The sequence below is a fragment of the Bosea sp. 124 genome, assembly GCF_003046175.1.
GTDB lineage: Bacteria > Pseudomonadota > Alphaproteobacteria > Rhizobiales > Beijerinckiaceae > Allobosea.
Window position 1 is genome coordinate 1,332,025 of sequence record NZ_PZZM01000001.1, and the last position, 19,148, is coordinate 1,351,172.

16 protein-coding genes, 1 pseudogene and 1 riboswitch are annotated in these 19,148 nt (G+C 65.8%); of the genes and pseudogenes, 14 read left to right on the plus strand and 3 right to left on the minus strand.

All coding sequences use genetic code 11. The features are described 5' to 3' along the window. Positions 1-5 precede the first annotated feature (5 nt). The 10 genes from C8D03_RS06340 to C8D03_RS06385 all read left to right on the plus strand — a co-directional run bounded on the left by C8D03_RS06340 (position 6) and on the right by C8D03_RS06385 (position 12,411). Positions 6-371: a c-type cytochrome gene (locus tag C8D03_RS06340; protein WP_108045509.1), complete on the plus strand. Its 366-nt coding sequence runs from the start codon at positions 6-8 to the stop codon at positions 369-371. Positions 372-554: 183 nt separating this feature from the next. Next, complete coding sequence (locus tag C8D03_RS26045) at positions 555-803, plus strand: DUF6719 family protein (RefSeq protein WP_146170098.1); 249 nt, start codon at positions 555-557, stop codon at positions 801-803. 266 nt (positions 804-1,069) lie between these two features. Continuing rightward, positions 1,070-1,270: riboswitch (cobalamin riboswitch) on the plus strand. 194 nt (positions 1,271-1,464) lie between these two features. Continuing rightward, on the plus strand, positions 1,465-3,333 hold the full coding sequence (locus tag C8D03_RS06350; RefSeq protein ID WP_248308370.1) for a TonB-dependent receptor plug domain-containing protein: 1,869 nt from the start codon (positions 1,465-1,467) through the stop codon (positions 3,331-3,333). Next, positions 3,330-4,217, plus strand: coding sequence for an ABC transporter substrate-binding protein (locus tag C8D03_RS06355; protein WP_248308371.1), 888 nt, complete (start codon positions 3,330-3,332; stop codon positions 4,215-4,217). Before C8D03_RS06350 ends, C8D03_RS06355 begins: the two co-directional genes overlap by 4 nt. Next, a complete protein-coding gene (locus C8D03_RS06360; protein ID WP_108045511.1) occupies positions 4,214-5,212 on the plus strand; it encodes a FecCD family ABC transporter permease in 999 nt (332 codons plus the stop codon). The genes C8D03_RS06355 and C8D03_RS06360 overlap by 4 nt, the downstream gene beginning before the upstream one ends. Next, a complete protein-coding gene (locus C8D03_RS06365) occupies positions 5,212-6,021 on the plus strand; it encodes an ABC transporter ATP-binding protein (protein WP_108045512.1) in 810 nt (269 codons plus the stop codon). The genes C8D03_RS06360 and C8D03_RS06365 overlap by 1 nt, the downstream gene beginning before the upstream one ends. A 130-nt stretch (positions 6,022-6,151) precedes the next feature. Next, positions 6,152-6,622: a MarR family winged helix-turn-helix transcriptional regulator gene (locus C8D03_RS06370; RefSeq protein WP_248308372.1), complete on the plus strand. Its 471-nt coding sequence runs from the start codon at positions 6,152-6,154 to the stop codon at positions 6,620-6,622. Between the two features lie 29 nt (positions 6,623-6,651). Continuing rightward, the gene (locus C8D03_RS06375; RefSeq protein WP_181300716.1) at positions 6,652-7,845 is read left to right on the plus strand and encodes an efflux RND transporter periplasmic adaptor subunit; all 1,194 of its coding nucleotides are present in this window, start codon (positions 6,652-6,654) and stop codon (positions 7,843-7,845) included. Next, positions 7,842-10,967: an efflux RND transporter permease subunit gene (locus C8D03_RS06380; RefSeq protein WP_108045514.1), complete on the plus strand. Its 3,126-nt coding sequence runs from the start codon at positions 7,842-7,844 to the stop codon at positions 10,965-10,967. Before C8D03_RS06375 ends, C8D03_RS06380 begins: the two co-directional genes overlap by 4 nt. 505 nt (positions 10,968-11,472) lie before the next feature. Next, positions 11,473-12,411, plus strand: a complete 939-nt coding sequence (locus C8D03_RS06385) for a homocysteine S-methyltransferase family protein (RefSeq protein ID WP_108051281.1) — start codon at positions 11,473-11,475, stop codon at positions 12,409-12,411. Between the two features lie 469 nt (positions 12,412-12,880). On the opposite strand, the gene C8D03_RS06390 is transcribed toward C8D03_RS06385, so the two are convergent. The 3 genes and pseudogenes from C8D03_RS06390 to C8D03_RS06395 form a co-directional block, all read right to left on the minus strand. After that, the gene (locus C8D03_RS06390) at positions 12,881-13,582 is read right to left on the minus strand and encodes a LysR substrate-binding domain-containing protein (RefSeq protein ID WP_248308373.1); all 702 of its coding nucleotides are present in this window, start codon (positions 13,580-13,582) and stop codon (positions 12,881-12,883) included. A 6-nt stretch (positions 13,583-13,588) separates the two neighbouring features. Further along, a pseudogene (locus C8D03_RS27115) lies at positions 13,589-13,756 on the minus strand (helix-turn-helix domain-containing protein); the annotation flags it as partial. Beyond that, complete coding sequence (locus C8D03_RS06395) at positions 13,753-14,628, minus strand: LysR family transcriptional regulator (RefSeq protein ID WP_108045516.1); 876 nt, start codon at positions 14,626-14,628, stop codon at positions 13,753-13,755. The gene C8D03_RS06395 and the pseudogene C8D03_RS27115, both read right to left, overlap by 4 nt. A 114-nt stretch (positions 14,629-14,742) precedes the next feature. On the opposite strand from C8D03_RS06395, the gene C8D03_RS06400 reads away from it, so the two are divergent. The 4 genes from C8D03_RS06400 to C8D03_RS06415 are packed head-to-tail and all read left to right on the plus strand — an operon-like array spanning position 14,743 to position 19,027. Next, positions 14,743-16,269 carry an ABC transporter substrate-binding protein gene (locus C8D03_RS06400; protein WP_181300718.1) on the plus strand — a complete coding sequence of 509 codons (1,527 nt, stop codon included), beginning with the start codon at positions 14,743-14,745 and terminating at the stop codon, positions 16,267-16,269. 43 nt (positions 16,270-16,312) lie between these two features. After that, positions 16,313-17,248, plus strand: coding sequence for an ABC transporter permease (locus C8D03_RS06405; protein ID WP_108045518.1), 936 nt, complete (start codon positions 16,313-16,315; stop codon positions 17,246-17,248). A 4-nt stretch (positions 17,249-17,252) separates the two neighbouring features. After that, positions 17,253-18,065 carry an ABC transporter permease gene (locus tag C8D03_RS06410; protein ID WP_108051283.1) on the plus strand — a complete coding sequence of 271 codons (813 nt, stop codon included), beginning with the start codon at positions 17,253-17,255 and terminating at the stop codon, positions 18,063-18,065. Between the two features lie 41 nt (positions 18,066-18,106). Then, positions 18,107-19,027: a serine hydrolase gene (locus tag C8D03_RS06415; protein WP_146170100.1), complete on the plus strand. Its 921-nt coding sequence runs from the start codon at positions 18,107-18,109 to the stop codon at positions 19,025-19,027. The last annotated feature ends 121 nt before the right edge of the window (positions 19,028-19,148 follow it).

Sequence of the window (19,148 nt, forward strand, 5' to 3'; positions counted from 1 at the left end):
CGACGATGACGGCGATCAGGATTTGGCGGCAGAAGCGCGCGATCAGATTTCGCGACGGGTTGAGGCTGCTGGCGCTCGGCGCGGCCCTGCTCGGGGCGGAGGCCACTCTGGCACAGAGCGTCGGCGATGCGCGCGCCGGCCGGGAGGTCGCCACGTCGCTCTGCATCCAGTGCCATCAGATCGACGGCTCCGGCCGCGATCCCGGCCGGGTTCCGCCCGGTTTCGGCGCGATCGCCGACATGGCGTCGCAGACCGAACTCTCGCTGCGCGTCTTCCTGCAGACGCCACATGGCAACATGCCGCGCTATCAGCTCACGCGAGACGAAACCGACGACGTCATCGCCTATATCATGAGCCTCAGAGCGCGTTGACTTCGGGGCGTGGCGGGCCTCCGGGGCCGGCTCGGACTTTGCGTCCCCACGACGGCCTCGGCCCTTGAGGCGAAGGAGCGTGAGTTCGCCATAGCCGGCGACCTGATCGAGCGGAATCCCGTTTTGACCAGCCAGCCCCGCGAGCGTAGCGTCGGAGCACTGTCTCAATTTTGGAGCGGGCCAATGAAGCGTCTGATCGTTACCTGTACCGCCCTTCTCGCAATTGTTTCGCCCACGATCGCACAGGAGGTGCTGAAGAAGGAGCCTGCCGCCGGTGTCCTCCGGTATGGCGAGAAAGTTCTCGTCGAGAGCCGGAAATGCTCGAAGGGTCAGGTGATGGAGGTCACCGGGGGCCGTATGCCGAGCCGCGGCACAAGAAATACACAGGCTCCGTCGACGCCCCGGGAGCGACGCTGCGTGCCGCGCGCCTGATTGCGAGCCACATTCGCGGCGACCCGACACGATTCGAACCTGCGACCCTGGCCCCTGGACCTGACCCGGCACAAATCCCTTGCCGCCGGAGCGATCGCGATCGGCTGGATGGAGCGGCGTCCTCCGAAGCTGGCTTCGAGCACCGAAGGCGTAAAAACTCCTTCTATTTATCAGATAGTTACGGGACACCCATTGGCTTGAAGAGCGATCTGAATCGGGGCAGGCAGGGCCGCGGCGCCGGCCAATTGACCCCGCCGCTTTTCCGCCTTACTCGTAAACGAGACGGTTCCCTCACGGGATCAAAAGGGAACGCAGTGCGGATGGTTCGCCATTCTATGCTGCGGCTGCCCCCGCAACTGTAAGCGGCGAGCCTTATCGCCACACGCCACTGGGACCTCGGCCCTGGGAAGGCGGTGACAAGGCACTGACCCGCGAGCCAGGAGACCTGCCGTCAGTCGTGGTCACACGCGAACACGTTCGGACGGGGTGTTTCGATCGCTGCTCGACTGTCTGCCCCCTGACCGGGGCAAACGGGAGATCGCGTTCGCGGTGACGTGCCACAGACGTCAACGCCCGAGGTCTCATCGTGATCCGTATCCCCAAGGCCGCCCAGCGCGGTCCTTCTTCCGTTATCCGCTGTTCTCTTGCTGCCGCCGGCATCGTGCTGTCTCAAACAGCCCATGCCCAGTCGCCGACCGAAATCATCGCGCTCGACCAGATCGTCGTCAGCGCGACCGGCACGCCCACTCCCGCCAGGGAGGTCGCCAGTTCCGTCACCGTCATCACGGCCCGGGAGATCGAAGTCCAGCAGCGCCGCACCCTTCCCCAGGCACTCGCGGCCGTGCCGGGGCTCAACATCGTCCAGATCGGCGGCCCCGGCGGCCAGACCTCGGTGTTCATGCGCGGCACCAACTCCAACCACGTCAAGGTCATGATCGACGGCATCGAGGTCAACGATCCCTCGACGCCGAACCGCTCCTTCGATTTCGGCTCGATGCTGACCAACGACATCGAGCGCATCGAGGTGCTGCGCGGTCCTCAGAGCGGTCTCTATGGCGCCAATGCGCTGGCCGGCGTCATCTCGATCACGACCAGGCGCGGCGAAGGGCCGCCGAAGGTCACCGCCTCCGTCGAAGCGGGCTCCCACGGCACCTTCAACCAGGCGATCAGCCTGAGCGGCGGCGGCGACCGCTTCAACTACTCCTTCAACATCGCCCATTTTAGATCCGAGGCAACGCCGGTCACGCCGCCCGACCTCGTCCCCGCCGGCCGGCGCATCAACCCGAACTCCTATGACAACTGGAGCTATTCGGCGCGGCTCGGCTTCAAGCTGACCGACACCGTCAGCCTGAGCTGGATCGGACGCTACAGCGACGGCTACCTGCTCTCGACCGGCGATTCAGGCTTTCCGAGCCGCCCCAACGGCTTCCGCTCGAGCCAGGACTACAAGCAGGCCTTCACGCGCGGCGAGATCGTCTGGGACCCGCTGGACGGCCGCTTCGTCAACCGCTTCGGCATCGCCTACACCAACCAGGATCGCAGCAACCGCACCGCAAACGCTGCAGGCCTTCTCGGCACGCCGACACCCAATCTCGGCGAGCGCACGAAGTTCGACTGGCGCGGCGATCTCAGGCTGACCGAAGGGCAAATGCTGGTGATGGGCCTGCAGCACGAGAACGAGCGCTATGAATCGCGCACGCTCACGGCGTCCACCGGAAACACCGGCGCCTTCGTCGAGCTGCAGTCGAACTGGACCGACCGCTTCTTCACCGTCGCCAACATCCGCTACGACAACGACGAGGAGTTCGGCGGTCACACGACCTACCGCCTGGCGCCGGTGTTCATCGTGCCCGGCACGGAGACCAAACTGAAGGCGAGCTACGGCACCGGCTTCAAGCCGCCGACGCTGAGCGAGCGCTTCAGCGATTCCAGGCCTGCCTTCAATTTCTTCGGCAATCCCAACCTGAAGCCCGAAGAGAATTGCGGCTGGGATGTCGGTTTCGAACAGCCGCTGCTGAACGACCGCGTCCGCTTCGGCGCGACGTATTTCCACAACGACATCGAGAACCTGATTACCACCAACCTCACGCGCGATTCCTACGCCAATGTCGGCAAGGCCACGACCAAGGGCGTCGAGGCTTTCGCGGCTCTGGAACTGACGCCGGAGTTCAAGGTGCGGGCCGACTACACCTTCACGCTCGCCAAGGACGAGATCGCGCGCTGGGAACTCCTGCGTCGGCCGCGCCACAAGGCGAGCGTGACCACGACCTGGACACCGATCGAGAAGCTCTCGCTCTCCGCGACGCTGATCTATGTCGGGGACCGCGTCGACGGGAACCGCGACTTCTCGATCTCGCGGATGCGGGCGACAGGAGCAGCGACCGTCAACATCGCCGCGGAATACAAGGCGACGGAGCAGCTCACCGTCTTCGGCCGCGTCGATAACCTGTTCGACAAACGCTACGAGAACCCGGTCGGCTTCCTCGCACCGGGCCTCGGCGCCTTCGCCGGCTTGCGGGCGACGCTGTGATCCTCGGCCTTGTTCCAGCTGGCGGCCGTCAAGCCGCCCGCGCCTTCCTGCTCGGCTGCCTTGCCGTCATCACAAGCGCCGCGTGCGCAGCCGCCGAGGAGAACCCGGCCAAGCCGCGCCGGATCGTCTCGCTGAACATGTGCACCGACGAACTCGTGCTGCGCCTTGCCGACCGGCAGGCGATCACATCGGTCACCTGGCTTTCCCAGGACCCGCGCAACGCCAACATGGCGGCGATCGCCGAAACGATTCCGGCCAATCACGGCCTGGTCGAGCAGGTGCTGAGCCACAAGCCCGATCTCGTCATCGCCGGCGCCTACACGACGCGGACCACCGTCGCGCTGCTGAAGCGCGTCGGTGCGACGGTCAGGGAGTTCGGCGTGCCGCGCAACATTGCCGCGATGCGCGCCCAGATCGAGGAGATGGCAGCGCTGCTGGGAGAGCCGGCGCGCGGGGCCGCGCTGGTCGCCGAGATCGACGCGCGCCTGGCCCGCCTGGCGGCCGAGCCTCGGCCGTCCAGAGCGAAAGCGCTGGTTCTGCGCCCGAACGGCTTTACCGTCGGGCGCGGCTCGCTCGTCGACGAGATTCTGACCCGAGCCGGCCTGGTCAATCGCGCGGCCGAGCTGGGCATCGACAATTACGGCCAGATCGCGCTGGAAACCGTCGTGCTCGGCGAAGCCGATCTGCTGATCCTGAATACGACTCCGGACGGCCCGCCCTCGCTGGCGCATGAAATCCTGCATCACCCGGTGCTCATGGCGCTCGGCAGCCGGGTCAAGCTCGTCGCTCTGCCGTCCAGGCTCTGGACCTGTGCCGGGCCGGCGGTGATCGACGCCATCGAGCTGCTGAGGCGCGCTGCCGCCGCCGATGGCGAGGGCTCATGACCGCACGGCCGTCCTATTCAGGCCTTGTCGCCCTGCTTGCCATCGCGGTGCTCGCCATGGCCGGTATCTCGATCGGAGTCGGCTATGCGCGGCTCGATCTGGGCGCGGCATTGTCCGATGCACTCGCCGGTCGCCAGAGCCTTTCGACGCTGGTGCTGGTGGAACTCCGTCTGCCGCGCGCGCTTCTCGGCGCGCTCGTCGGTTTCAGCCTCGGTATGGCAGGCGCCGCGATGCAGGGCCTGCTGCGCAACCCCCTGGCCGAGCCGGGCATCCTCGGGATTTCGAGCGCGGCGGCATTCGGAGCCGTCGTCGCGTTCTATTCCGGCTTTGCGGGCCTGTTCGCGCTGGCGCTCCCGCTGAGCGGCATCGCCGGGGCGATGCTGGCGACGCTGCTGCTCTACGGCTTCGTCGGGCGCGGTGCGGGCACGATGACGCTGATCCTCGTCGGCGTCGCCATCAACAGTTTCGCCGGCGCGATGACCTCGCTCGCGCTGAACCTCGCGCCGAACCCCTATGCGGCGCTGGAGATCGTGTTCTGGCTGATGGGCTCGCTGGCTGACCGAAGCCTGACCCATGTCTGGCTGGTCTTGCCGCTGATGCTGCTCGGCTGGGCACTGCTTTTGTCGAGCGGCCCGGCGCTCGACGGGCTGACGCTCGGCGAGGACACGGCGCGCAGCCTCGGCTTCGATCTCGCCAGGTTGCGGGCGCGGCTGATCGCGGGGGCCGCACTGTCCGTCGGCAGCGCGGTCGCCGTCACCGGCGCCATCGGCTTCGTCGGCCTGGTCGTGCCGCATATCCTGCGGCCCTTCATCGGCCATCGCCCCGGCAAGCTGCTGCTGGTCTCCGGGCTCGGCGGCGCGATCCTGACGCTCGCTGCCGACACCGCCTTGCGGCTGCTGCCGATCCGGCCCGAGCTCAAGCTCGGCGTCGTCACGGCGCTGATCGGCGCGCCCTTCCTGTTCAGCCTGATCCATCGCCTGCGACGGGAGGTCTGATGCAGATCGAAGCGCAAAACCTGACCGTCGCGCTTGGCGGAAAAGCGATCCTGCAAGGCATCGACCTGTCGCTCCGGCCGGGTGAACTCGTCGGGCTGATCGGGCCCAATGGCGCCGGCAAGACAACCCTGCTGAAGGCACTGGCCGATCTGCTGGCTCCGGATACGGGCCAGGTGCTCTACGAGGGCCAGACCGCGCACGCTTTCGGCCGGGGCGAACTGGCGCGCAGGATCGCCTTCCTGGCGCAAGGCGGCTCGGTGCATTGGCAGATGCGTGTCGAGGCTTTGGTCGCGCTCGGTCGCCTGCCGCATCGCCGGCCGTTCGCGGACAGCGCCGTCACCGACCGCGATGCGATCGCACGCGCCATGGCGGCCGCCGACATCACGCAGTTCCGTGGCCGAACGATCGACACCCTTTCTGGCGGCGAGCGCATGCGCGTGCTGCTGGCGCGGGCTTTGGCGGTCGAGGCCGCGATGCTGCTCGCAGACGAGCCGCTGGCGGCGCTCGACCCGCTGCATCAGCTCGAAGTGATGAGCCTGCTGCGCGCCAGTGTCACACCGCAGACCGGCGTCGTCGTCATCCTGCACGACCTGACATTGGCCGGCCGTTTCTGCGATCGCCTCGTGCTGATCGACAGAGGGCGTGTCGTCGCCGACGGGCCGCCCGCGACGGTGCTCAGCGATACGAACATCGCGGATGTCTTCGGCGTGACGACCGCGCGCGGCCAGCAGGCCGGGCAAGGTTTCGTGCTGCCCTGGCAACCCCTCCCCCCAACGCGCGAGCATGAGGCGGGCGCAAAAACCGCCTGACGATGCGCAAGCGAGCCAGCCCGCGCGCGGCGATCACGTTCCCGGGAAATCTGTTCGGACACGACGCTCGCCCGCAAAAATGCCGCAATGCAGCATATACTAAGCCTGCTTATGATGAGGAGGCGCTGCGTTGAAGACGCGCCCGCTGCGCCGCGAAATGATCTTCCAGCTCGTCGAGACGGCGCGGCTCATGCGCGGTCATATCGACCAGCGTGCCCGCCAGCGCGGGACCACCCGCGCGCAATGGGGCGTGCTCTCGCGGCTGCGCCGCAACGAGGGGATGAGGCAGGCCGAGCTCGCCGACATCCTCGACATTCAGCCGATCTCGGTGACGCGCATGATCGACCGGCTGGCACAGCAGAATCTGGTCGAGCGGCGGCCCGACCCAAGCGACCGCCGCGCCCATCGCCTTTACCTGACCAGCGAGGGGCTCGCTCTGGTCGACGATCTCGACCCCTTGCGCCAGGACATCGCCGATCACCTGCTCGCCATGGTCGATGACACGACCATCGCCACCATGCTGGCAGGGCTCGCCAGCATCCGCGAGCGGGCTCGGCCGACCGATTCCGAAACCCTTCCCGCCATTGAAACAGCCGCGTGACATCGAAGCCCATGAAGACCTCGAAGCCCATGAAGACCTCTCGACTCCTGCTCATCCCCTTCGTCGCCGCGGCAGCCGCGGGCGGCATCTGGTTCAGCAGTTCGCGCGGAGCGACCGAGTCCTCAGCACCGCGTCAGGCTCGCGGCGCCGACGGCTTTCCCGTGGCCGTGGTCACGGCGGCGGCCGAGGAGGCCGACATGCCCGTCGTGAAGCGCGCCATCGGCTTCGTCGAAACGCCGGCGAGCGTCGTGATCCGGTCGCGCATCGACAGCCAGATCCTCGAGCAGCACGTCACGGACGGCCAGTTCGTCAAGAAGGGCGACCTGCTCTTCACGCTCGACGATCGCGACATCAAGGCCCAGATCGCCAAGGACGAGGCGGCGGTCGCGCGCGACGAGGCGCTCCATACGCGCAGCGAGAGCGATCTCTCCCGCTACCAGCAGTTGATCGCCCGCAATGCCGGCACGCAGCAACAGCTCGACCAGGCCACGGCCGACGAGCGCTCGAGCGCGGCCACGATCCAGTCCGACAAGGCGACGCTCGAGGCGGACCGGCTGAAACTGGGCTACACGCGCATCGTCGCGCCAATCGACGGGCGCGCCGGGGCCGTGCAAGTCACGCCCGGGAACCTCGTCTCCGCCAATGCGTCCGGCACGGCGCTCGTCACATTGACCCAGATGAAGCCGCTGCGGGTCAGCTTCACACTGCCCGAGCGTGACTTGCCGGCGCTGCAAGCCGCGCTCGCCCGCGGCGCGCCGGTCCCCGTGCTCGCGCGCATTCCCGATACCGACCGGAAGGCCGCCAAGGGCGTGCTGAATTTCGTCGACTCCAGCATCGACATGACATCCGGCACGATCAGCGCCAAGGCCGCCTTCGCCAATGACGATCTCTCGCTCTGGCCGGGGCAGTATGTCGAGGTGGAGGTCGATGTCGATGTGCTGCGGGATGTCCCGCTGGTCGCCACCGTCGCGGTGCAGCCCGGCCAGAAGGGCCCTTACGTCTATGTCGCCAAAGGCGACGGCACAGTCTCGCTCCGGTCGGTGAAGATCGCGCTGGCCGATGGCGGACGCACCGCGCTGAGCGAGGGCGTGAAGCCCGGCGAACGCGTGGTCATCGATGGGCAGCTGCGGCTGAAGGACGGCGCGAAATTCCGCGAGCGCGATCCGCAGATGCCCACTGCCGCGCCCGGCGCCGCAGCCGTCGCCGAAAGAAGCGCGCCATGAACGTCTCGGCCTTCTGCATCCGCCATCCCGTCGCGACGATCCTGATGTCGGTCGCGCTCGTGCTCGCCGGGAGCTTCGCCTATCGCGTCCTGCCCGTGGCGGCCTTGCCGCGCGCGGAATTCCCCGTGGTGAACGTCTCGGCGCAATTGCCCGGCGCCTCGCCCGACACGATGGCGACCTCCGTCGCCACGCCGTTGATCAAGCAGTTCGCGACGATCGCGGGCATCGACAGCATCTCGACGACAAACTCGCAAGGCGCGACCTCGATCGCGATCCAGTTTGTGCTGACCCGCAACATCGACGCCGCCGCAGCGGATGTGCAGGCCGCGATCGCGCGCGCGCAACGCCAATTGCCGCAGGAGATGACCACCGCGCCGAGCTATCGGAAGGTCAATCCTGCCGATGCGCCGATCATCCTGATGGCGCTGAAGAGCGACGTCATCCCGCTCTCGCAGCTCGATGCCTTCGCCCAGCAGGTCATCTCGCCGGCGCTGTCGACCGTCGACGGCGTGGCGCAGGTGCTGATCTTCGGCAGCCAGAAATATGCGGTGCGCATCCAGATCGACCCGGTGGCGCTCGCCTCGCGCGGCATCGGCGTCGACGAACTCCAGGCCGCGATCACGGCGAGCAACGCCAATACGCCGGTCGGCACGCTGCAGAACACCGCGCAGCAACTGACGATCCAGGCGCGCACGCAGCTCGCCAACGCCAGCCAGTTCGCGAACGTCATCATCGCCACCCGCAACGGCAAGCCGGTGCGGCTCGGCGATGTCGCGAGGGTGATCGATTCCGTCGAGAACGTGCAGACGTCGAGTGCCTATGACGGCACGCCCGCGATCGTGCTTGCCGTCCAGCGCCAGCCCGATGCCAACACCGTCGAGGTGGTCGATCGCGTCAAGGCGATGCTCCCGACCTTCGCCGGGCAGATGCCGGCAGCGGCCTCGATCTCGTTCCTGAACGACCGTTCGACCTCCATCCGCGCCGCCGTCGAGGACGTTCAGTTCACGCTGGCGCTGACCATCGTACTGGTCGTGATGGTGATCTTCGTCTTCCTGCGCCGGCTCGCCGCGACCTTCATCCCGGCGATCGCCGTGCCGATCTCGATCGTGGCGACGCTGGCGGCGATGTATGCCTTCGGCTTCGCGATCGACAACATCTCGCTGCTGGGCCTGACGCTTTCGGTCGGCCTCGTCGTCGACGACGCCATCGTGATGCTCGAGAATATCGTGCGGCACATGGAAGAAGACGGGCTTTCGGCTTTCGACGCCGCCCTGAAAGGCTCCTCCGAGATCGGCTTCACGATCGTTTCGATCTCGCTCTCGCTCGTCGCCGTGTTCATTCCCGTGCTGCTGATGGGTGGCGTGATCGGCCGCATCTTCAACGAATTCGCGATCGTCGTGACGGTCTCGATCCTGGCCTCGGCCTTCGTTTCGCTGACGCTGACGCCGATGCTCTGCGCCCGCCTGCTCTCGGGCTATGGCAAGCATCACCGCGAAAACGCCCTCGGCCGCGCGCTGGAGCGCGGGTTTTCGGCGCTGGTCTCCGGCTATGACCGGACACTTGGCTGGTGCCTTCAGGTGAAGCCGCTGATGCTGGCATGCTTCTTCGCCACCATGGCGGGATCGGTCTGGCTCGTGCAGAGCGCGCCGAAGGGCTTCTTTCCACAGGAGGATATCGGCCAGCTCCAGGTCTCGACGGAAGCGCGCCAGGATATCTCCTTCGGCGCGATGAAGGAGCTTCAATCCAAGGTCGCCGAGATCTTTCGCCAGTCGCCCTCTGTCGCGCATGTCGTGCAAAGCGTCGGCGGCAGCGGCCCGGCTTCCGCGGCACTCAATGCGGGACGGCTCTTCGTCGAACTCAAGCCCAAGGACGAGCGGCCGCCTCTTGCCAAGGTGCTCTCCGATCTGCGCCGCGAACTCGCCCAGGTCGCCGGCATCACGGCCTTCATGACGCCGGTGCAGAACCTCAACATCGGCGCGCGTTCCTCCAAGAGCCAATACCAGCTCGTCGTGCAGGGGCTGGACCAGGGGTTGATGAACGAGTGGGCCGTGAAGCTCGCCGACGCGATGGGCCAGGACCGCGCCCGTTTCATCGACGTGACGACCGACCTGCAGAACAGCGCCTCCGAGGCGACGCTGGTGGTCGACCGCGACAAGGCGAACCAGCTGCGGATCGGGGCCGACACGCTGCGCTCGACGCTCTACTCCGGCTTCGGCGTGCGCCAGGTCTCGACGATCTACACGGCCGGCGACAGCTACGAGGTCATCGTCGAGTTCGATCCGCGCCATGGTTGGTCCCCGGACAAGCTCGACCAGATCCGCATCCGCGCGGGCAACGGACAATTGGTGCCGCTGGGCTCCTTCGCGCGCGTCGAGCGCACGGTCGGGCAGCTCACGGTCAACCAGCTCGGCCAGATACCGGCCGTGACGGTCTCCTACAACCTGCCGGCCGGTGTCGCGCTCGGCGACAGCGTCGCGCGCATCGATGCGATCAAGAGTTCGCTCGGCTTCCCGACCGCGCTGTCGACGACGCTGGCCGGCACGGCCAAGACCTTCCAGGATTCGCTCGGCAACCAGGGCATCCTGATCGCGGGAGCGATCCTGACGATCTATATCGTGCTCGGCATCCTGTATGAGAGCTTCATCCACCCGCTGACGATCCTGACCGGCCTTCCCTCGGCCGCGATCGGGGCTCTGGGCGCACTCAGGCTCTTCAACCTCGACCTGTCGGTCATCGCGATGATCGGGCTGCTGATGCTGATCGGCATCGTCAAGAAGAACGCGATCATGATGATCGACGTCGCGCTCGTGCTGCAGCGCGAGGGCGCCACTGCGCAGGATGCGATCCACCGCGCCTGCGTGATGCGATTCCGGCCGATCCTGATGACGACGCTGGCGGCACTGATGGGCACGCTGCCGATCGCCCTTGGCGCTGGCGCCAGCGCGGAACTGCGTCAGCCGCTCGGCATCGCCGTGGTCGGCGGGTTGCTGATCAGCCAGGTGCTGACGCTCTACATCACGCCGGTGCTGTTTCTCTATCTGGACAAGCTCGGCGACGCAGCGTCACGACTGTTCGGCCGGCGCGCCGCGACGCCCGCCGCCCTCCCCGCGCCGGCGGAATGACGGGGCGGTTCTTAACGACGCGCGGCCGAATCGCGTTCACGAAAAAACTGATTGTGGAGCGGAACCATTTCGCGAGGCGTTCGCGTTCCGCTGGGCCGTGGAGATCGTTGTCCAGAGATTTTGCGTCCAGGAAGTCGCGATAAGGCAACAGCCGTAATGCGACCATTGCCTCCTACGCGCTGAGGCGCTCACAGGCAGCGTCGTCGCATTCCTCGCGAAACCCAACTCACGACATCGCCGAGTCAGCCGGTGATCCGAACGTGTGGCAGCTGCCACTCTGAACCTTGCTCCTTCGCAAAATACCGCATTGAGCGTGTAGAGATCCAGGGCCAGCACGTGCTCATCTCAGGTCCAGTCAATGCGAGCTGATCGGCGCGCGAGAGGAAAGCTTTAGGCCGCAAAAGCCGGCAGAATCGGCACGCCGCGACTGCGCAGTTCGGCCTTGACGAGGTGCCGAAACCAGCGATCAATGGGGTTGGACGAAGCGACGAAGCAGGAGGCTGCCATGCCGGATCGCCTTCCTCCCTTACCGCATCTTCAAGGCGGCAACTTCCTGGCTGATGGCGGACTTGAAACCACGCTCGTCTTTCTGGAAGGTATCGATCTGCCTTCCTTTGCGGCGTTCCCGCTGGTCCTGACCGAGGCCGGACGAGAGGCGCTGGCTCGCTACTTCGGACCTTATCTGGCCGAGGCGAGGAACCGGGATGTCGGCTTCATCCTCGACACTCCCACGTGGCGAGCCAATCCTGATTGGGCAGAGAAGCTGGGCTTCGGCCTTGGTGATGTGCTCGAGGCCAATCGCCGGGCAGTCGCTTTTGCCGCACGGCTACGGGACGAAGTCGACGATCCGTCGATCCCGATTGTCCTGAACGGCGTGGTCGGTCCGAGGGGAGACGGCTACGTTGTTGGCGCGACCATGACCGAGGACGAGGCCGCACGCTACCATCGTCCACAGATAGAGGCGCTTCGCGACGGGGGCGCTGACATGGTGAGCGCGATCACCATGACATATGTGGAGGAGGCGGTGGGCATCGCGCTCGCTGCGCGCGCCAGCGGCGTGCCCGTCGCAGTCTCCTTCACAGTCGAGACGGACGGGCGACTGCCGTCTGGGCAGGACTTGAAGGCCGCGATCGAGGATACCGATGCGGCAACGGGCAAGACGCCAGCCTACTACATGATCAACTGCGCCCACCCGGATCATTTCCGGGAGGCAATTGCCTCCGGCGAACCCTGGCTCGACCGCATCCTCGGAATCAGGGCCAACGCGTCCCGGAAAAGCCATGCAGAGCTCGATGCATCGACCGAACTCGACATCGGCGATCCGACCGAGCTAGGCCGGCAGTATCGGGACTTGCGTTCCCAGCTGCCAAGCCTTCGCGTCTTCGGCGGCTGCTGTGGCACGGACCATCGGCACATCGCGGCCATATGCGAGGCGTGCCTTTGAGAAAGTCGGTCGTGAGGCTGCGCCGCAATCGATGCCGACGCTGCCGAGCCGCCATCTCGTCTGGCAGGGTTGCGGCCCGGCTGCCCGTTGCTGATTGGTCTTAGGCCTTAGTCTGGAGACTGCCGCTAGAACCGCCGTCGCATTTGCACGAGCACCCATCCCGCCACACCCGCGGCGCGCCTGACACGATCCGAACGTGTGACCGCTGCGCCGACCCAGCCCCTCGCTTCGTCGCAAATCCCGCATTGCCGAGCGAGCCGCGATCGGCTATCCACCTTTCACGGTTTGCGCCCGTAGCTCAGCTGGATAGAGCGTTGCCCTCCGAAGCTGGGTTTCCGCCGAAAGCGCTGCCGAAAAACCCCTACATAAACAGAAGCTTACGCGGCTGATAAGCACCTTAAACCCGATCACAATTAGGTTCGGCACAACCACGCCACAACCACTCGATTTCAGCACCAAGCCACGCTCGCTAAGATCTGAGCAGAATTTCGACGAAGCGCGATGCGAGCCGTGACAAGGGCCGGCTGCGCACTGTCATCAGACAGATCGTGATCGGGATCTCCGGGGTCACCAAAAGCCGCGCCAGACCGTCGAACCGTTGCGCTTCGATCAGAAGGCTATCGATCAAGGTCACATCGCCTTTCTGCGCCATCAGATGCGCCGCCGAGATGCTGTAGGGCACGGTCATGAACGGCGCATAGTCGAGCCCCACGTCTTCATGCGCGCGGGCGATCAGCCAGCCCAACGGCGACTTCTCCCGGTCGAAGCAGATCAGTCGCCGGTTCTTGATATCGTTGAGGCTGACAGAGCAACGCTGCGCGAGCGGATCGTCATTGCGAACCAGCGCGATAATCGAGGCCTGTGCCAGAGGCGTCAGGGCGATGTCGTCGGTGACGCGAGGCGAAAACATTACGCCGATATCAGCTGTGCCCTGTGACAGTTCGGTCGGCGCGTCGCCCATGATCAGTTCGATTCGCGCCAGCGGATACTCGGTGACGAGTTGTCGAAGCGCCTGCGCGATCAGACCCTGGCCGATGCTCGGCGTCGAGGCGATCCGCAGCGGCAGGGCGCGCCCAGACCGGAGTTCGCCGACAGCTTGGCGCAGGTCGCGCCATTCGTCCTCTACGGCGCCGAGAGCCCGCATCAGGGCGCGTGCCTGCGGCCGCAGCACCAGGCGGCCGTCTCGGCGCTCGAACACAGCGACTCCCAGACCTGCCTCGCTGCGGGCGATGATCTTGCTGACGGCCGATTGCGTCAGGTTCAGTTGCCTGGCGGCCTCGACGGTGGTGCCGAAGCAATCGACCGCACGCAGGACGCCGGCATGGAAAGGCGTCAGCCCACTCATGCCGCCGCCTCGGCCAGACGGTCCAGCAGGATGCGCGCGGCGCGGTCGAGCGGTGCACCATCGCGGTGATGCGCATACGCAGTCACAAGCGGGCTGGCCGCGAGCGGCCGGATGGCAAGGCCTTCTGTCAGTCCGCTGCTGATCACGAAGCCGTCGACGACGGCAATGCCCACGCCCTCGCGCGCAAGATGGCAGGCGGTGTCGGTGTGGCGCACCGTGATCGCGATACGGTCGGCAAGACCGCTTTGGGCGAGCGCGGCCTGGAAGCTGTCCGAGCGGCTGACACCATCCGGCCCGTAGCTAATCAAACGCTGGCGATCGAGATCGGCGCGCGCGAGTGCCTCGCGATTGGCAAGCGCATGCTCCTGTCCCAGCACGCAGACGAGCGAGCTGCGGCGCAGTTCGACATCGAGCAGCCCGTCGATCGCCATGGGACCGTAAGAGATGGCGAGATCGACATCGTCGGCGACCAGATGATCGCGGACATGATCGAAGACCACCTCAACGGCCGCGCTGTCAGCCAGGGCAAGCCGAGCGCTGGCGATCGCAGGCGGCAGGATGCTATGCGCGAGCCCCGGAACGGTCGCGATGCGCAGCCGGTCCGCCATGCCGACGCGGATCATGTCCGCCTCGTGTAGCGCGCGGCGCAGTGAGCCAAGGGCTGGCCGCGCCAATCGGGTCAGCTCGATTGCCTCTGGCGTTGGTGTTAGCCGCCCCTGGACGGTTGCGACGAGGCTTAGATCAAGTTCCTGCTCGGTCTGATGCAGCGACTTGATGACGGCGGACTGGCTGATGCCGAGTCCCTGCGCCGCCTCACCGGTTCCACCCAACCTAACGAATGCGTTGATCACATGCAGGGCGTTGAGCTTCATCGCGCCTATTCCATTCGGTTGACGAGCTTACCGAATGTTTCATTGGCGAGACTAGACCCGACCATGTGAGGTTGCAACATGCCGCGGGACAGCGGCCAAGATCAGGGGATCTGCATGACCACATTCCGCTCCATGGTATCTGCCGCCGCGCTTAGCCTCGCGATTCTTGCTCCATCGCTGACCGTCGCGCCGTCTCCCGCTTTCGCCAAGGGCATTCTGAAGCTCGCGCAGACCCAGGATCTGGTCTCGCTCGACCCGATCGCGACCAGTGACAATGCCTCGATCTTCGCGCAGCTCCTGGTTTTCGACACGCTGCTGCGCCCGAGCAAGGACGCGACCAAGCTCGAACCTGGCCTGGCGGAAACCTGGCAGGTCAGCAGCGACGGCCTGACCTACAGTTTCAAGCTGCGCGAGGCGAAGTTCTCGGACGGCACGCCCGTCACCGCGGGCGACGTCGCCTTCTCGCTGAAGCGCGCCGGCAGTGACGGCTCGAACTGGAAGCGGTTCTTCGCCGGCATCGACACCATCGAGACGCCCGACGACCGCACCGTCATTCTCAAGCTGAAGAAGGTCTTCACCCCGCTACTCAACAATCTCGCGCTGTTCTCCTCGGCGATCCTGCCGCAGAAGGCGTTTGAGGCGTCGTCGGGCAGCTTCTTCGAGAAGCCGATCGGCTCCGGACCCTTCACGGTCGCGGCGTGGAACAAGGGTCAGGGGCTCTCGCTCCGGAAGAATGCGAACTACTGGCAGGCCGGCAAGCCCGATCTCGATGGTGCCGAGCTGCTGGTCATTCCCGAAGGCAACAGCCGCGTGCTCAAGCTGCAGGCCGGCGAGATCGATGCCGCGCTCGAAATACCCCTGAACCAGATGCAGAGCCTCGGCCGGGCGGGCACCATCAAGACCGCCGTCGCCAATGTGCTCCGCACCGACTTCGTCTTGCTCAACACCAAGAAGAAGCCCTTCGACGACGTCCGCGTCCGCCAGGCGCTGAACTACGCCATCGACAAGGAGGGGCTGGTCAAGGCGCTGCTCTACGGCGCGGGCAAGGTGTCGAATTCGCCTATGCCGCCGATGGCCTATGCCGATCCGGACTTGAAGCCCTATGCCCATGATATCGCCAAGGCCAAGGCCCTATTGAAGGACGCCGGCTACGCCGATGGCTTCAAGACCTCGCTCCTGGTGCATTCGGGCCGACCGCTCCATCGCCAGCTCGGCCAGGCATTGCAGAGTGCGCTCGCGCAGATCGGCGTCACTGCCGAGATTCGGCTCGTCGAGGGTGGCACACACTGGTCGACCACGAAGGCCGGCGACTACGAGATGGCGGTTTCCTACGCTTCGAGCGACACGATCGATCCCGACCAAATGGCGGGCTTCCTGATCGTCAATCCCGAGCGCGCCAATGCCTACCATACCGAATGGAAGAGCGAGCGGGTCAACGAGCTCTACGAAAAGGAGCGCGCCACCAATGACGGACCCGAGCGCGGCGCGATGTTCAAGGAGATGGTCAAGCTCGCGCATGAAGGAGCGCCATCGATCTTCCTGTTCTATCCCGGCACGTCTTACGCTTATCGCAGCAACGTCGAGGGTTTCGAGGTGCTGCCGACCTCGAATTTCCGCCTGGAGGACGTCAAGCTGAAGTGAGGGTCTGGGCAGCTTCGGCCGCCCAGCTTCCCGGCTGAAGATCATGCTCTCTTACATCCTCAAGCGGCTCGTTCAGCTGGTGCCGGTGCTTTTCGGCATCACACTGGCCTGCTTCTTCCTGCTGCGGGCACTGCCGGGGGACCCGGCGACGCTGCTGCTCGGCGCGCGTGGCGGGCCCGACGAGATCGCGCTGATGAAGCAGCGGCTTGGTCTCGACCTGCCGCTCTGGCGGCAATATCTGCTCTTCCTGGGAGACATTCTGTCGGGCAGCCTCGGCCGCTCGGTCGTTTACGGCCAGTCCGTCACAACCCTGGTGCTGGAGCGCCTGCCGGCGACGCTGTCGCTCGTGGCCTACTCCACGATCATCGCCGTGGCGCTGACCATCCCGCTGGCGTTGCTGTCGGCCGTCAAGCGCGACCGGGCGGCGGACGTCCTGATCAAGCTTGTTTTCACGGTCCTGCTCGCGATCCCGTCCTTCTGGCTCGGGCTCGTGCTGGTCGTCGTCCTGGCGATCTGGGTGCCATTGTTCCCGACCTCGGGCTATGGCACCGGCATCCTCTCGCGCCTGCACCACCTCACGCTGCCGGCCTTCGTCATTGCACTGGCGACGGCATCTCTGACCATACGCAGCCTGCGCAGCGGCATACTCAACGTGCTCGGCTCCGACTACGTCACCACCGCCCGCGCCAAGGGCAATGCGACGGGCCGGACCATGCGGGTCCATGTGCTGCCGAACGCGCTGATCAGCTCGATCTCGGTGCTCGGCGCCCATACCAGCTGGGTGATAGGCGGAACGGTGGTGATCGAGACCGTCTTCGCCCTGCCGGGTCTCGGTTCGCTGTTCGTCGAATCCATCTTTGCCCGCGACTACCCGCTGATCCAGGGGCTGACGATCGTGTTCGCGGTGCTGGTCGTGCTGATTAATCTCGCGACGGACATCGCCTATGCGCTGGCCGACCCGCGCATCCGGCTGGATTGAAGCGATGGGCACGCGCCGCCTCGACCCGACGCTCATCGTCGGCCTCGCCATGCTCCTGCTGCTGTGCGCCTTCGTCGGGCTGGGGCAGGTCTGGACGCCGCACGATCCGTTCTTCGTGGACTACGCCAATACGCTGCAGCCGCCCTCACCGAGGCATTGGTTCGGCACGGACGATCTCGGCCGCGACGTCGCCTCGCGGGTGATGGCGGGTGGGCTGGTCGATCTGCGGGTCGCGCTGGTCTGCGTCATGGCGCCCGCCATCCTCGGCATCGCGATCGGCGCGCTGTCGGGCTTTATCGGCGGGCGGGTCGACACGGTGATCATGCGCATCACCGACATTTTCTGGGCCTTTCCTTTCCATGTGCTGGTGATCGCCATCGTCGGCGTGCTTGGGCCCGGCGAGTCCAATCTGTATCTCGCCTTCCTGCTGGTGAACTGGATCTCGTTTGCCCGGATCACGCGCGGCGAGGTGCTGGTGCTGCGCGAGCTTGAATTCGTGCAGGCCGCTCGCAGTTTCGGCTCTACCAACACACGCATCGTCGCAGTGCATATCCTGCCCAACGCCGTGACGCCCGCGATCGTTTTCGCGATGGCCGACATCGTTCTAACGATTCTCGCGGTGACCTCCCTGTCGTTCCTGGGCCTCGGCATTCAGCCGCCGACGCCGGAATGGGGGCTGATGATCTCCGACGGGCGGCAGTTCCTCTTCGACGCCTGGTGGATCGCGACCTGTCCGGGCCTGGCCATCATCTTCACCGGCGTCACCTTCGCCCTGATCGGCGAAGGTCTCGACACCGCGCTCCGACCCAAGGGCTGAGGCGCCTCCCCTTCTCAACCGCCCCAATGCGAGACGAGATCATGAGCTTCTTCACCGAGAGTTCCGAACTGAAGCGAATCGGCACGCTGATCGAGGCTCATGCCGCCCCGATCTATGCAGCCCGCGGCATCCCGTCGGAGCAGTTCGCGTATGTGCTGACGCGGCCGGGGCAGGACAGCGGCAGGCCCGAGGGGGCCGCGCTGCGGGCGGACTGGCGCTGTTATCCATGCTCGCTGGTGAAGGTGTTCCACCTCGTCGCCTCCCAGTTGCGGCTGGAGGATGGCCGCCTCGCCGCTCACGGAGAACTAGACCGGGCCATGCGCGACATGATCCTATGGTCGTCCAACTCCGCGACGAACTACATCATCGACCTGCTGACCGGCACGACCGGCGACACGCTGCTGGACGACGAGGCGATGGCCGGCTGGCGCGAGCGCCGCGAGGAGATCAACCGGATCTTCGCCGCGCTGGATTGGCCAGAGTTCGTCGGCATCAACCTCAACCAGAAGCTGATGGACGATCTTCGTTATGGCCGCGAGAAGGTGGCGCTAGATCTCTCGCCTGCCGGGCATAATTGCCTGACTCCGATCGCCATGGCGCGGTTGATGAGCGAGATTTTCGGCGAGACCACCCTGCTTACGCTAGATCGACGCGCGATCGTCCGCGATCACCTCGCGCGAGATCCACAAAGCCCCTATCGGGGTCGCGGCGTCTACCAGTTGCTCGGCTATCTCGGCGACGCGCTGCCCGAGGGAACACGGATCTGGTCCAAGGCCGGGCGGACACGCTGGCTCGGCGACGAGCGAGCTGCATTCCGCCGCCACGATACCCTGCGCGCCATCCTGCCGGGCGGTCAGGAATTCCTGCTCACCGTCTTCACGCAAGGCGAGGCGATCGCCGAGGACGACAGCTTCCTGCCTGCGATCGGTTCGCTGGTCGCGACCGAGCTGCTTTGCGAATGACGCTGCGCCGTCAAAGGAGCGTTGCCGTCGGAAAGCACACGGTTGAGGGAGCAGGTCCCTCCGAAGCTGGGTTTTCGCCGAAGGCGTTTCCGAAATATCCCTACATTCACAATAGGTTGTT